At 72.9% G+C, this 13,820-nt stretch carries 12 protein-coding genes; 7 read left to right on the forward strand and 5 right to left on the reverse strand.

What is annotated here, in order from left to right; genetic code table 11:
• Positions 1-17: 17 nt before the first annotated feature.
• Positions 18-1,316: a diaminobutyrate--2-oxoglutarate transaminase gene (gene ectB, locus C6361_RS01945; protein ID WP_234359268.1), complete on the reverse strand. Its 1,299-nt coding sequence runs from the start codon at positions 1,314-1,316 to the stop codon at positions 18-20.
• 41 nt (positions 1,317-1,357) lie between these two features.
• Entirely contained in the window at positions 1,358-2,380 is a 1,023-nt protein-coding gene (locus tag C6361_RS01950; RefSeq protein WP_107266559.1) for a TauD/TfdA family dioxygenase, read from the reverse strand.
• A gap of 854 nt (positions 2,381-3,234) precedes the next feature.
• Here C6361_RS01950 and C6361_RS01955 point away from each other — a divergent pair.
• Positions 3,235-4,503 carry an MFS transporter gene (locus C6361_RS01955; protein ID WP_107266560.1) on the forward strand — a complete coding sequence of 423 codons (1,269 nt, stop codon included), beginning with the start codon at positions 3,235-3,237 and terminating at the stop codon, positions 4,501-4,503.
• Between the two features lie 152 nt (positions 4,504-4,655).
• On the opposite strand, the gene C6361_RS01960 is transcribed toward C6361_RS01955, so the two are convergent.
• The gene (locus C6361_RS01960; protein WP_107266561.1) at positions 4,656-5,228 is read right to left on the reverse strand and encodes a Clp protease N-terminal domain-containing protein; all 573 of its coding nucleotides are present in this window, start codon (positions 5,226-5,228) and stop codon (positions 4,656-4,658) included.
• 212 nt (positions 5,229-5,440) lie between these two features.
• Here C6361_RS01960 and C6361_RS01965 point away from each other — a divergent pair, with 212 nt between their 5' ends.
• Both C6361_RS01965 and C6361_RS38800 read left to right on the forward strand, forming a co-directional pair.
• The gene (locus tag C6361_RS01965; RefSeq protein WP_159079137.1) at positions 5,441-7,033 is read left to right on the forward strand and encodes an amidohydrolase family protein; all 1,593 of its coding nucleotides are present in this window, start codon (positions 5,441-5,443) and stop codon (positions 7,031-7,033) included.
• Positions 7,034-7,051: 18 nt separating this feature from the next.
• Positions 7,052-7,180: a hypothetical protein gene (locus C6361_RS38800; RefSeq protein ID WP_255416199.1), complete on the forward strand. Its 129-nt coding sequence runs from the start codon at positions 7,052-7,054 to the stop codon at positions 7,178-7,180.
• A 54-nt stretch (positions 7,181-7,234) separates the two neighbouring features.
• Here the strand turns inward: C6361_RS38800 and C6361_RS01970 are convergent, their stop codons facing one another.
• Complete coding sequence (locus tag C6361_RS01970; protein WP_107270672.1) at positions 7,235-8,251, reverse strand: LacI family DNA-binding transcriptional regulator; 1,017 nt, start codon at positions 8,249-8,251, stop codon at positions 7,235-7,237.
• A 351-nt stretch (positions 8,252-8,602) separates the two neighbouring features.
• On the opposite strand from C6361_RS01970, the gene C6361_RS01975 reads away from it, so the two are divergent.
• From C6361_RS01975 to C6361_RS01990, 4 genes are all read left to right on the forward strand, one after another.
• Positions 8,603-9,169, forward strand: coding sequence for a snapalysin family zinc-dependent metalloprotease (locus tag C6361_RS01975; protein ID WP_107266563.1), 567 nt, complete (start codon positions 8,603-8,605; stop codon positions 9,167-9,169).
• Positions 9,170-9,625: 456 nt separating this feature from the next.
• Positions 9,626-10,900 (forward strand): hypothetical protein, encoded by a 1,275-nt coding sequence (locus C6361_RS01980; protein WP_159079138.1) that lies wholly within the window; start codon positions 9,626-9,628, stop codon positions 10,898-10,900.
• Complete coding sequence (locus C6361_RS01985) at positions 10,897-11,889, forward strand: glutamate ABC transporter substrate-binding protein (protein ID WP_107259386.1); 993 nt, start codon at positions 10,897-10,899, stop codon at positions 11,887-11,889. Before C6361_RS01980 ends, C6361_RS01985 begins: the two co-directional genes overlap by 4 nt.
• Before the next feature lies 1 nt (position 11,890).
• Positions 11,891-13,348, forward strand: coding sequence for a hypothetical protein (locus tag C6361_RS01990; RefSeq protein ID WP_159079139.1), 1,458 nt, complete (start codon positions 11,891-11,893; stop codon positions 13,346-13,348).
• A gap of 49 nt (positions 13,349-13,397) precedes the next feature.
• On the opposite strand, the gene C6361_RS37470 is transcribed toward C6361_RS01990, so the two are convergent.
• Positions 13,398-13,682 (reverse strand): hypothetical protein, encoded by a 285-nt coding sequence (locus C6361_RS37470; protein WP_199853204.1) that lies wholly within the window; start codon positions 13,680-13,682, stop codon positions 13,398-13,400.
• Positions 13,683-13,820: the final 138 nt, after the last annotated feature.

A 13,820-nucleotide genomic window follows, 5' to 3' on the forward strand; every position in this document is an offset into this window, starting at 1 on the left:
GTCGGTGTGATCCCTCGCTAAGACTGGTCTGCGGCACATTCCCGGACTGAGTCGGCGATCCGATCCAGTCCGGTGTGCAGGGTCGTCGGCTCGGTCGTGACCGGTGGCATCAGCTTGAGTACCTGTCCCCGTGCGCCGGAGGTCTCGGTCAGCACGCCTCGCTCGAACGCCCGGCGTGAGACCTCCGCGGCCACGCCCGGCCGCGCGAAGAACAGCCCGCGCATCAGGCCACGACCCCGCACCTCGGCGCCGAGTGCGGGATGACGGCCGGCGAGTTCGGTCAGCCGCGTGTCGAACTCGGCACAGAGGCTCTGGATCTCCTTCTCGAAGGCGGGATCCGCCCAGAGGCTCAGCGCGGCCGTGGCCGTGACGAAGGCGAGGTTGTTGCCCCGGAACGTTCCGGCGTGTGCGCCCGGCTCCAGCACGTCGAGTTCGGGACGGATCAGCGTCAGCGCCATCGGCAGCCCGAACCCGCTGATGGACTTGGCGAGGCAGACGAGGTCCGGCCTGATCCCGGCCTCCTCGAAGCTGAAGAACCGGCCGGTCCGCCCGCACCCGGCCTGGATGTCGTCGACGATCAGCAGGATGCCCCGGTCCCGCACCACCTGCTCCAGGCGGCGCAGCCACTCGCCGCCGGCTGCGGCCAGGCCCCCCTCGCCCTGCACCGTCTCCACCACGACGGCCGCGGGCGTCTCGACACCGCCGGCCGGATCGTCGAGGACCGCCTCCAGGTAGGCGATCGTGTCCATCGACCCGGCGAGGTAGCCCTCGTACGGCAGGTGGACGACGTCGCCGAGGGAGACGCCGCCGGCCGACCGCTTCGACAGGTTGCCGGAGGCGGCGAGTGCGCCGAGCGAGCCGCCGTGGAAGCCGTTGGTGAAGGCGACGATGTTCGACCGGCCGGTCGCGCGGCGGGCCACCTTGAACGCCGCTTCGACGGAGTTCGCCCCGGTCGGCCCGGTGAACTGGACGCGGTAGTCGAGGTGCCGTGGGGCGAGGATCACGTTCCGGAACGCGCTCAGGAACGCCGCCTTCGCGGGAGTGTGCAGGTCGAGGGTGTGCACCGGGCGGTCTTCGGCCAGGTACCCGAGCAGCGCCCGCTTCATCGTGGGGTGGTTGTGCCCGTAGTTGAGCGCTCCCGCCCCGGCCATGAAGTCGAGGTACTCCCGGCCGTGCTGGTCCCACATCCGGTCGCCGCGCGCCCGGGTGAAGATCGCTGGAAAACGCCGGCAGTAGGTACGGACGTTCGACTCCAGCTCCTCGAAGACGGTGGTCTCCACGATCTGTTCGTCGGCCCGTGGCGAATCGATCTGCAACTCATGTCCTCTCTGACGTCTGTGCCGACGGTGCCGACCGACTACCGGTGGGTCCGGCGGCTGCCCTCCACGACGCGGTCGCGGATGTTCCAGAGGCTGCGCCGGACGTACGTCCGTTGCAGCCACCGGTCCTTGCCGTCGTACCGGGCGGTGAACCGGGAGCGGGCGTGGATGCCCTTGCGGTTGTTGATGAGCAGCGCCTGGCCCGCCCGGAGGCTGACGATCTGGGCGACCTCGGGGTGGCGGGCGACCTTCTGCAGGGTGTCGAAGGCGGCGTCGGCCTCCGGCGTCAGCCGGCGCACCCCGTTGGCGGCCACGGCGATCTCGGGCGCCTCGGCCGGACCGGTGAGGAGCGGGACCGGTTCGGAGAGCACCTCGCGGCCCCCGGCGAACATCCGCGTGTAGCCGCCCGGCGCGTTGAGCTGGAACAGCGGGGACCGCAGCACCTCGATCGTCGTGTCGTCGAGGTGGTCGGTGAGGTCGCGCGCGTCGGCGTAGGCGGTCAGCGCCTCGCCGGCCAGGTCCGGGCGCAGGCAGTTCAGGACGAGGAAGTCGGGGTTGCTCACGTCGTACCGGCCGCCGGCGTCGTGCACGATGTCGTTGTGGAAGTTGAGGAACACGTCCGAACCCTGGCTGGTCTGGGTCTGGGCGCCGGCCGCCGTCGGGATGATGTCGTGGACCGCCCGGCCGTCCTTCTCGGTGAGGAAGGAGACCGGCTCACCGAGCAGGCCCGAGAGACCGAGCAGGACACCCTCCGCGACGTACGTGGACTTGCCGACGCACGGTCCGCCGTTGCTGGGCGTCGGCGGCAGATCGAGGTCGACCGGGAGGTTCTCCACCAGCGTCACGCCGGGGGTGTCGACGTGCCGCCCGAAGTCGAGGATCGCCTGTAGCGTCTCGGCGGGCAGGGTCGCGAACGCCTTGTGTGCCAGCGTCGTCACCCAGTCCATCTGGGGCTCCGGATTCGGTAATCCCTTCAAGTGCTCGAAGAGCGCGTCCCGACTTTCGTTGGACAGAGCGATGCGGGCGATTCCCTTGACGGGAGTCGTCTGAGTCAGCGTCATGCTGTCACTCCTTTTTGGGCAGGGTGAATCGCGACGGGATCGAAATGGTCGGCAGGCCGTAGCGTGCTCACCAATCGGCTTGCCAGCGATTGTTGCCCGCCGTATTCCACTGCTGCGGGTGAAATGTTTCAAGCGTCCGCGTGTGATGTGCGGTGATGCTCGCGCGTCACCATCGGGAACGACGCCGCAGACCGCGCGCCGCGAGTCCGGGCGCGGTTTTCCGACGCGTCACCGGGCGTTTGCTACGCCTGCTACGAGCCGTTCATATCATGTGGATGCGAAATCAGCGTCATCCCAACCCCCGTGGAAGCTCTGACAGTGGCAGCGACACGCACTCTGCGTGTGTGCTCTCGATGACCTCTCGGCGGCGACACTGGGCGCCGGGGTCGTCGGGATCTGGGCGGCAGTCCATGGCCCCGACCCGAACGTGACCGATCGTGGCACACTCGCTACGACTGTCGCAAGTGTCGAGTAAAGATGATCAGTCTTTTATCGGAATCACCGCCGCGTGACGATCACCGCCCCAGTGAGGTGATCTCAATCGGTACCGGAGTGTCCACGTGCGAACCTCAGGCTGGTGGGGGCCTGAGTTGGTGGTGGCCGACGTGCTCGGCCAGTGCGCGCGAGTTCTTCTCCGGTACGTCGGCCGGCGGCGCTCCGTATGATCAGCCTCTTCACGGCCCTACCACCGGGAACGGTTAACGACATTTACAACGGCAGATTAGGCTGTTTTAATTCTGTGTCGGCAGTGCCTGCCGGCCCGACCGTCGACCGGCAATGCAGGGGGTGTTGCCGTGCACGGGCCGTACGCTGCACCGGCGTGACGATGACGAGACCGCGGGGGAGGTCTTCCGATGGCGGACGTGCCGGTGTCGGTCGTGGAGCGGGCGAACCTGCGCGCCTTCTGGGCGGCTAGCACGGTCTCGGCCTTCGGGTCCCAGGTGAGTCTCCTCGCCCTGCCGCTGATCGCGCTCACCGTGCTGGACGTGGCGGGCTGGCAGCTCGGCGTGCTGGCGGCGCTGCAATACCTCCCCACCCTGTTGTTGAGCCTGCACGTCGGGTGGGCCATCGACCGGTGGCCCCTGCGCGGCAGCCTGATCACCGCCAACATCCTCTCCGGGGTCTTCGTCGCCGCGGTGCCGCTGCTGCACCTCGCGGGGCTGCTGAATCTCGGGGTGCTCTGCGTCATCGCCTTCGCGCTTGGCGTCAGCCGCCTCTTCCTGGAGATCGGAAACCAGTCGTACGCGCCGATGATCTTCGGGCAGGAGCGGCTGGTCGGGGCGGCCTCCCGGATCAACTCGGGGGCCTCGCTCGCCGAGACTGCCGGTCCGGGCCTCGCCGGCCTGCTGATCCAGGTGGTGCAGGCCCCCTTCGCGATGCTGCTCGACGGCCTCTCCTTCCTCGTCTCCGCCTTCTTCACCGCCACCACCAAAACCCTGCGCACCGTGACACCCGTGGAGCGGCCCCGGCGCTGGGTGCGGGCCGGGTTCGGCATCCTGTTCGGCGATCCACGGCTGATGACGCTGGCGGTGACCTCCGCCTGCTTCAACGTCTGCCTGCGGATCGCGGTGGTGGCGTTCACCGTCTACGCCGTCCGGGGGATCGGCCTGGGGCCGTTCGCGCTCGGTGTCGCCCTGGCGGTCGGTGGGGTGGGCGCGACGGCGGGCGCCGTCCTGGCCGGGCCGATCGCGCGCCGGATCGGTACCCTGCAGTCGATTTCCAAGGGCATCCTGCTGGCCTCCGTCGGCATGTTCCTGGTCCCCTGGGGCTTCGGGCCGGTGGCCGGCTTCGTCGTGGCCTGCGTGGGTCTGCTGCTGCAGTGGTTCGGCCTGGGCGTCTACAACGTGCACGTCATCGTGTACCGGCAGACGGCCGCACCGCCCGAGGCGCTCGGCGTCGTCAACGCCTGCTACAAGCTGATCTCGCATGGCAGCATCCCGATCGGCGCGCTGGTCGGCGGCGTGGGCAGCAGCGTCGTCGGTCCCCGGGTCACGCTCATCGGCGCGGGGCTGATCGCCATGGTGGGGGCGCTGGTCGCCGGAGCCAGGCTGGCCAGGTCCCGGCCGCCGGCCGGCGAACCCCGCGACGTGACACCGGCCGCCACCAGCACGAGCGGGCAGTAGCCTCGACGCCCTCGGTCCGGGCGGCGCAGGGGGAGGACCCGGCCCGCCGCGCCATCGACGTCCGTCGTGGACGAGGCCGTGCGCCGGAGCCGGCGATCCTGTCCGCCCCCGACCGTCGGTTGCGGCGCCGTCAGGTGGGTGAGGGGCTGCGGTCACGTCGCGCGGCGCAGCGCGAGGATCACGCGTGGCCGGGCGTCCGGGTAGGTCACGCCGTGCCGGGTCAGCGTCTCCGACACCGGACCGGTCAGCTCGTGCCGGAGCAGTGCCAGCAGGAGGTGACCGGTGCTGATCTCCCGGTGCCGCAGCCCGACCGTTTCGCGCAGGCACAGTTCGAGGACCGTGCGGGCCCGCGCGTCGAGCGGCCCGGTGAACCAGCCGCGCCGGTCGCGCCCCGCCGGCGGTTCGGGTTGCCGCAGGGATGCGGCGGGTCCGAACTCCTGCTCGATGCGCCGGAACACCTCGTCGACGTCGGCGTCGACGGCTCGGAGCGCGGAGATCTCCTCGTCGGTGAGTCGCCGCCGCGTGGTCGGCCGGGCCATCGCCGCCCGCAGCACGGCGGCGGTGACGCCGTACTCGGCCAGGATCCGGGCGCCGGTGCCGGGTGCGTCGTCGGCGAGACCGAGCAGCAGGTGTTCCGGGCCGGCCCTCGTCGCACCGGTCTCGGCCGCGATCCGGACGGCGGCGGAGACGGTACGACGTGCGTTCGTGGTGAACCGTTCGAACATGTTCCGCTCCCGCTCCCCGCTCGGCGGTCGGTCGGTACAGCCGTGCCCCGTACGGTTGTCAACCTAGGTTGACGGGGCGGGTCTGTCAACTCGGGTTGACAACACGTGGACCGGTCTGGCGGAGCAGCCGCTGGGAGGTAGGGCTAGGACCACCCCGTTCCGGGTGTCAGGAGGTGTGCCCCGACCGGCCCGTGCCCGCGACGATTCCAGGCATGACGACAGAGTTTTCCCGCCGGGGCGTGCTGGTCGCCGGTCTCGCCGTCGGTGCGACCACCGCTACCTCGCTGGCTGCCGGTACCTCGCTCGCCGCCACACCGGGCGCGGACCACGGCGGCGGGTCCGCCGCCACGGCTTCCGCCGGCACGGCCTTCACCTCCGCCACCGTGATCGACCCGGCGTCCGGGCGGGTCCGACCCGACACCACCGTGCTGGTGCGCGGCGACCGCATCGCCGAGGTCGGCCGGACCGGCCAGGTCCGGGTGCCGGCCGGCGCCGCCGTGGTCGACCTGCGCGGCAGGTTCCTGATCCCGGGACTCGCGGACATGCACACCCACGGGTACGCCGAGCAGATCGATCCCGCGCTCTGCGTGGCGAACGGGGTGACCACGGTCCGGGAGATGTCCGGCACGGCGGCGGTGCGCGACTGGCGGCACAGGATCGAGGCGGGCAGCCTGCTCGGCCCGCGCTACACGATCGGCAGCCGGATCATCGACGGGGCGCCGACGGTCTGGGACCCGACGATGCTCAGCGTGCTCTCGGTGGCCGACGCCGAGCAGGCCCGGCAGGCGGTCCGCCAGGTGGTGGCCGAGGGGGCCGACTTCGTGAAGGTCTACTCCCGGCTGTCGCCGCCGGCGTACCGGGCGATCGTCGCCGAGTGCCGCCGGCTCGGGGTCGAGTTCGCCGGGCACTGCCCGGACGAGGTACCGATCACCGAGGCGGCCACGCTCGGACAGGCGAGCGTCGAGCACATGTTCTGGACCGCCATCGACACCTCGGGGGAGGAGGAGCGGCTCCGGGCCAGGATCGCCCGGATCCGTCTGGAGACCGGTGACTACAGCGGCTGGTTCGCCGCGATCCACCCGGTCGAATGGAGCGCCGCACACAGCTACAGCCCGGCCAAGGCACGTCAGGTCTTCGCGCGACTGGCCGAACGCCGTACCCGTCAGGTCCCGACCCTCGTCATGCACCACGGGCTGGACAACGCGCGCACCCTCGACCTGTACGCCGACCCGCGCGCCCGCTACCTGCCCGCGCCGATGCTCGCTGGCCTGCAGTACGCCCTCGACGAGCTGTACCTCAAGGACCGCGCCCCGGCGGAGGACGGGCAGTGGGCGGCGATGTTCGGCCACCGGCTCCGGATGGTCGGCGAGCTGCACCGGGCCGGGGTACCGCTGATGGTCGGCACCGACGTCGGCACCTGCGGCACGTACCCGGGATTCTCGGTCCACGACGAGCTGGGCTACCTGGTCGAGGCGGGCCTGAGCCCGATGGCCGCGCTGCACGCCGCGACCGCCGAACCGGCGAGCTTCCTCGGCGCCCGCACCGGCCGGGTGGCCCGGAACTACGCCGCCGACCTGGTGGTGTTGGAGGCGAACCCGTTGGCGGCGATCGGCAACACCCGGCGGATCGCCGGGGTGGTGGTGCGGGGCCGCTACCTCGACCGGGCGGCGCTGGACGGGCTGCTGCGCGGGGTCGAGGAGGCGGCGGCCGCGATCTCCGCGTCGGCGCCGGGCGGCGCGGTGCCGGCGGTCGGCTGTCCGTGCCACGGCGCGGCACCGGCCGGGAAGGGGCGACGGGGGGCCTGAGGCATTGCCCAACCTCTAATGAGCGAGGGTGGGGCGCCGCACTCCGCGTCGAGCCCGGCGCAGCCCCGGCACCGGGTCGACTGGTACGCCGACAACGCCACCTTGCGGGCGGAGAGTTCGTTCCGGCCGACCGCCGGCTGGGCCTGACACCGCGGGCGAGTCGCACCTCCGGCGCCCCGACCGGCCGTCCCGGCGGCCCGGTCAGCTCCGGGCGGCCGGGGGAGCGGCGGTGCTCTGCCGGATCACCAGGGTCGGCTCGATCGGCGTGGTGCTGGAGAGCACCGGAAGCGGGCCGCCGACCCGGCCGGGGGTGTCGAGCAGTTGCAGCAGGGTCGCCATGCCGCGCCGGCCCACCTCGTCGAAGTCCTGCCGGACGGTGGTCAGCGGCGGCAACATGAACTCCGCCTCCGGAATGTCGTCGAAGGCCACCACGCTGATGTCGGCCGGCACCCGGACGCCCCGCTCGTGCAGGGCACGCAGCAGGCCGAGCGCCATCTGGTCGTTGGCGACGAAGACCGCGGTGACGTCCGGGTTGCCGGCCAGCGCGGTGCCGGCCGCGTACCCGGACCGGGCGCTCCAGTCGCCGGAGATGATCGGCGGTACGGCGGCGCCGGCCTCCTCCAGGCTCTGCCGCCAGCCGATGATCCGGTCACCCGCCTCCAGCCAGTCGCTCGGCCCGGAGACGTGCCACACGGTCCGGTGCCCGAGTTCGAGCAGGTGCTGGACGGCGAGCCGGGCCCCGGCCACCTGGTCCACCGAGACCGACGGCAGCCCGCTGTCCTGGCCGGCCTCGACCGCCACCGCCGCCATCCCCTGGGGGAGGCTGTGCAGCGCGGCGGCGGCGGCCATCTGCGGCGCGATGATGATCACGCCGTCCACACCCTGACCGTCCAGCGCCTCGACCGCGCTGAGTACGCCACGGCGGTCGACCTTCTCCAGGGTGACGATGCTGACCCCGTAACCGGCGGCCCGGGCGGCGCGCTCGATGCCGAGCAGCGTCGAGGCCGGGCCGAAGAGGATGGTGTCGAAGCTCACCACCCCGAGTACCCGGGAGCGGCGGCTGGCCAGGGCTCGGGCCATCGCGTTCGGCCGGTAGCTCAGCTCGGCCATCGCCCGGACCACCCGGTCCCGGGTCTCGGGCCGGACCCGTGGATGGCCGTTGATCACCCGGGAGACGGTCTGGTGCGACACCCCGGCGAGCCGGGCCACGTCGGTCATCACCGCCGGACGTCCGGTCCGCGACGGTGTGGTCACGTGGTTCTCCTCCGCCAGCACAATCCCGCTACCGCCTTCCACCCCCGCCGGCGACGCCGGACGCTCGATCCAGGTTAGCCCCCTCACCATGGTCGACGGTCGCGACGGCGCGCGTTCGACCAGGTTACGTTTCGGTTCATCGTCGGCGATCACTCCGGTTCCGCGCCGTCGTCGTCGACGGTCGTTCCGGTACCGCCTCGCTGGTCCGGTATGAGGCAACTGTTATGCGCCGATCGACGGGCCGGAGACCTAGATTAATGAGCATCGATCGAGGGCGTCGCTTCCTCGCCTTCCCCGCTCCCATAAGGAGTCGTCATGCTCAGACGCCACCTCCTCCGGGCCACGCTCGGCCTGCTCACCCTCGCCACCTCGCTGGTCGGGGTCGAGGTCGCCGCCGCGCCGGCCACCGCCGCGCCCGCGGTGCGTACGGTCTACTACGACGCGAGCCGGGCCGGGGAGTTCGGCACCAACTTCACCCAGGCCGCCCAGATCTGGAACAGCAGCGTCAGCAACGTGCGCCTGGTGGCCGGCACCCCGGCGACGGTGACGATCTACGTCGACAGCGGCTGGCCCCGGGCGTACGTCACCGGGCTCGGCTCCGGCCGGGTCTACATGGGCTGGCAGGCCGTGAACCAGGGGTACGACCGGACCAGGATCGCCACCCACGAACTCGGGCACATCCTCGGGCTGCCCGACCGGCGTACCGGACTCTGCTCGGATCTGATGTCCGGCAGCAGCGCCCCGGTCTCCTGCCGCAACGCGTACCCGAGTGCGGCCGAGGCGTCCCGGGTCGACGCGCTGTTCGCCGGCGGCCTCGCCCCCGCGTACGCCGGTGGCGCGGCGGCGACAGTGGCCGGCACGTACGTCTGGACCACCGGCTGAGCGTCGCGGGCCGCGCGGCGATCCGGCGCGGCCCGCCCGCGTCCACCTCCCGGTCCGGGCGGCTCGCCATGCCGCCCGGACCTTCCGGGCTCCGCCGGCACCCGGGTCCCTCCCGGCGGGCGGGCCGGTGCGGGCGCCGCGAGGGCCGGCCCGGGTGGACCGTGCGGCTGCTCCGCCGGGATCGGCCGCCGAGAGTGGACGGTGTGCCGGGCCGGTTCGTCGGTGGCCGACAGTAGGCTCGCCGACACCGGCGGGCCGCCCCCCACCGGTTGAGCCGATTGGTTACCTTGAAGCCGGTCGTCCAAGATCTGACCGGCTGGACCACGTCCGGACCGGCCGTTTCCCGTTGCGGTGTTGGGGAGGTTTCGGGTGGGTTCGCACGGGTCGGCGGTGGCTGTCACGCCAGGCCGGTTGGCCGTTCCGCCGCAACCCCGCCCACCGGACCTGATGCGCCGGATGACGACACCGTTGCGCCGCACACCCGGCCGGTTCACCGCGATCCTGGCCGGGGTGGTCGTGCTGGGGCTGCTCACCGGGGTGGTCGCCTTCGTCGGCGTACGGCAGCGCGCGGATCTGGTCCGGGGAGTGACCGCCCGCAGCGGTGAGCTGGCGGTGGCGGCGCAGAGCCTCTACCGTGCGCTCTCCGACGCCGACGCCACCGCCGCGAGCGCCTTCCTCTCCAACGGTCTCGAGCCGCCCGCGCTGCGCGACCGCTACCAGCGCGACCTGGCCGACGCGGCCTCCGCGCTCACCGTCGTCTCGGCAGCGGTCTCGGACGACAGCCGGGGTGCCGCGGCGGTCGCCCGGATCACCGCCCGCCTTCCGGTCTACAGCGGGCTGGTGGAGACCGCCCGGACCTACAACCGGCAGGGTCTGCCGCTCGGCGTCGCCTATCTCCAGGAAGCCTCCGGCCTGATGCGTGACGAGCTGCTGCCCGCCGCCCAGGAGCTCTACGCGACGGCCTCGACCGAGCTGGACGAGGCGCGGGACCGGGCGGCCGGCTTCCCCTGGGTGGCGGTACTGCTCGCCGTACTCACCCTGGCGGCACTGGTGCTGACGCAGATCCACCTGACCCGGCGGACCAACCGGCTGCTCAACGTGGGTCTGCTGGTCGCCACGGGTGCGACCGTACTGCTGGTGGCCTGGCTGACCGGCTCGGCACTGGTCGCGGCGGGGAACCTGCGGGACAGCCGGGACTCCGGCTCGGCCCAGGTCAACCTGCTCGCCGAGGCGCGGATCGCCGGGTTGCAGGCCCGCGCCGACGAGGCGCTGACCCTGGTCGCCCGGGGCAACGGCGCGGCCTTCGAGGAGAACCACGGCGTCCTGATGGAGCGACTCGCCGGGGCCGACGGCTCGGGCGGGCTGCTGGCGCAGGCTCGGGCGGCGGCGCCGGACGACACCACCCGACAGGCGGTCGAGGCGGCGATCGCCCGGAGCAGGGAATGGTCGGCGGCGCACCGCAACGTGCGGGCCCTCGACGACAGTGGCGAGTACGCCAAGGCGGTGGCCGCGACGGTCGGCACCGGCGAGCAGACCACGGCCGCCATCTTCAACAGGTTCGACGAGGCGCTCGCGCTGGCCATCACCCACAACGGAGACCGGTTCGAACGTGAGGCGGTCAGCGCCGGCCGGGCCCTCACCGGCGTCGACATCGGTATCGTCGGACTGAGCCTCCTCCTGCTGGTCGGGGCCGCGGTGGGCATGCAGCAGCGGATTGCGGAGTATCGATGAGACATCGGCATCTCGCCGGCCGGGTCCTTGCCGGCGTCCTCGTGGCGGTGGCCACGGTGGGTCTCGCCGCCTGCGGCACCGACGAGCAGGCGCTGCCCGACAACCGGATGGTGGCCGACCCGCCCCGGCCGGTCGGGATGCAGGATCCGGCGGTCATCCCCACCGGCCCGGCGGCCTCGTCCGGCTCGTGCAACCCCCGGGCCAGCCTGCGGCCGTCCGGCGCGCTGCCCCGTCCCCGACAGATGCCCTCCGGCAGCGCCATGGACAAGATCGTCCAGCGTGGACGGCTGATCGTCGGGGTCGACCAGAACAACTACCAGTTCGGGTTCCGGGATCCGCTGACCGGCCAGCTCACCGGCTTCGACGTCGACATCGCCCGGGAGATCGCCCGGGGCCTCTTCGGCGATCCGGGCCGGATCCAGTTCCGGGCGATCAGCTCGGCCGACCGGATCAAGGTGGTCAAGGACGGCACCGTCGACATGGTGGTCCGGACCATGACGATGAACTGCGAACGGTGGCAGGAGGTCAGCTTCTCCACCGAATACTTCACCGCGGGCCAGCGCGTCCTGGTCACCCGTGGCTCCGGGGTGAAGAGCATCGACGACCTGCGCGGCAAGAAGGTCTGCGCGGCGGCCGGCAGCACCTCGATCCGGAACATCGCGGAGAAGGGCACCGCACCGGTCTCGGTGGTCAACTGGACGGACTGTCTCGTGCTGCTCCAACAGAACCAGGTCGTCGCGGTCTCGACCGACGACAGCATCCTGGTCGGGCTCGCCGCCCAGGACCCGAACACCGAGGTCGTCGGCCCGCGGTTCAGCGACGAGCCGTACGGGGTGGCGATCTCCCGCGAGGCGCCTGAGCTGGTCCGGTTCGTCAACGGCGTACTCGCCAAGATCCGCCTCGACGGCACCTGGACCCGGCTGTACACCCGATGGTTGACGTCGCTGGGCCCGGCGCCGGCGCCGCCGGTCGCGCGTTACCGGGACTAGCGTGTCTCGTGGACCTTCCAGTGCGGTGGCGGGGCACCGCCGGGCACCCGGCGGCGCCGGCCGGCAGCACGGGATCCGGTCAGCCCCGCCGATGAGCGTGCCGCCGCCGTCACCGATGGGCCGGGCCGAGGTCGACCGGGTGCTCGGCGCGCTCGGTGCGGCGCTCGACCGGGCCTCGGCCGCGATGTACGCCCTGGACAGCCGCCCCGAGCTGGCCCTGCTGCGGGACACCCGGCCGACCGGCGAGACCGCCCGGGTCGCCGCCGACGTGCGCGCCCGGACCGCTGCGCTCTGGTCGCAGTTCGCCGCCTTCGGGGTGCTGCTCGACCAGGCCCGCGCGGTACGCGCCCGGCGGTCCCGGCCCGGCGACCCCGAGCTGCGGGAACTCGGTGCACTGCTCACCTCCCCGGCCGTCGCGCTCGACGCGGACGGAACGGTGCTGGACGACCCGGCAGGCGCGGCGGCGCACCGGATCGCCTTACCCGAGCTGGCCCGGCGGATCGAGGCGGAGGCCGCCGCGCTGGCCGGCACGCTCGACGCGCTGGCGGCCGCACGGGCCCGGCTCGCCGGCTGGTTCGGCCAGCTCACCGACGGCCTGCACCGGCTGCGGGCAGAGGTCGTCGAGCTGAGCGGGTCGGTACGGCCCGACGAGCCGGCGGGTACCGGCGCTCCGGCCGGACCCGGTGCCGCCCCGGCCGTCGGCGCGCGGGCCGGCGTCGCGGCGGCGGGATCGGGTACCGCCGAGGTGCCGCGCGACGAACTCGAACGGCTCGGCCGGGCGGTCGAGGAGGCGTACCGGAGCGCGCTCGCCGACCCGCTCGGCGCGGCCGGGTCCGGGTCGACCGCGACAGTCCTGCGGGACCGGCTGCGGCGGTTGGCGGCCGAACTCGCCGCCCTGACCGGTCGAGTCGCCGAGTTGACCGAGGTACGCGACGGCTATCCCGGGCGTACCGCACGGCTGGCGGCCGAACTGGACGAACTCGGTACGGCCGTCGCCGAAACCGCCCGGACGTACGCGCTGGCACGCACCAAGATCGCCAACTCGGCCCTGCCCGACCCGACCCCGGATCCGACCCCGGCGCTGCGTGCCCAGTTCGCCCAGCTCGGTCAGGTGCACCGGGAGCGGCGGTGGAGCCGGGTCGGCACGGAACTGGCCGCGCTCGAACGGGGCGTGGCGGACGCCCGGCGCCGGACGGCCGAGTCGCACGAGGCGGCGGACGGGCTGCTGCGGCGGCGTGCCGAACTGCGGGGCCGGCTCGACGCGTACCGGGCCAAGGCGGGGCGGCTCGGCCTGATCGAGCACACCGCACTCTCCGCCCGCTACCGGCAGGCCCGCGACCTGCTCTACACCAGCCCGTGTGATCTGTCGGCGGCGACCCGGGCCGTGGTCGCGTACCAGCGTCACCTCAACGATCTCGCCGAGCGCCCGGCGCCCGGCGCGAAGGGAGCCGTTCCATGAGCACCCGCTGCCTGCGACCCGGTTGCCCCGGCTCCTACCTCCCCGACGGCTACTGCGACGAGTGCGGTCGGCGGGCACCGGCCGCCGGGTCGACGACGGGGCCGGAGAGCACCGGCGGCGCGACGGGTACCGGCCCGGTAGCCGCCTCGACGGGTACCGGCCCGATCGGGACCTCGACGGGTACCGGTCCGGTCGGGACCTCGACCGGTACCGGACGGGGCGCGGCGCCGACCGGGACGGGCCGGGCGTCGGTACCGACCGGAACCGGCCGGGCGTCGGTGCCGGCCGCCGCCGTCGGTGTCGGCCCGGGCGTCGGCCCGGGCGGCCGCGCCATCGCCGGACACGGCTCGGTGCCGGGACAGCCAGCGGGGCCGACCGGGCACGCCGCGCTCTCCACCGGTCAGCGCCCGGGACCGGCCTCGACGGGCCAGGGCCCGGCGCAGGCCGGCTCGCCGGGCCCGGCGTCGACCGG

Origin of the sequence: Plantactinospora sp. BC1, assembly GCF_003030345.1 — a bacterium.
GTDB lineage: Bacteria > Actinomycetota > Actinomycetes > Mycobacteriales > Micromonosporaceae > Plantactinospora.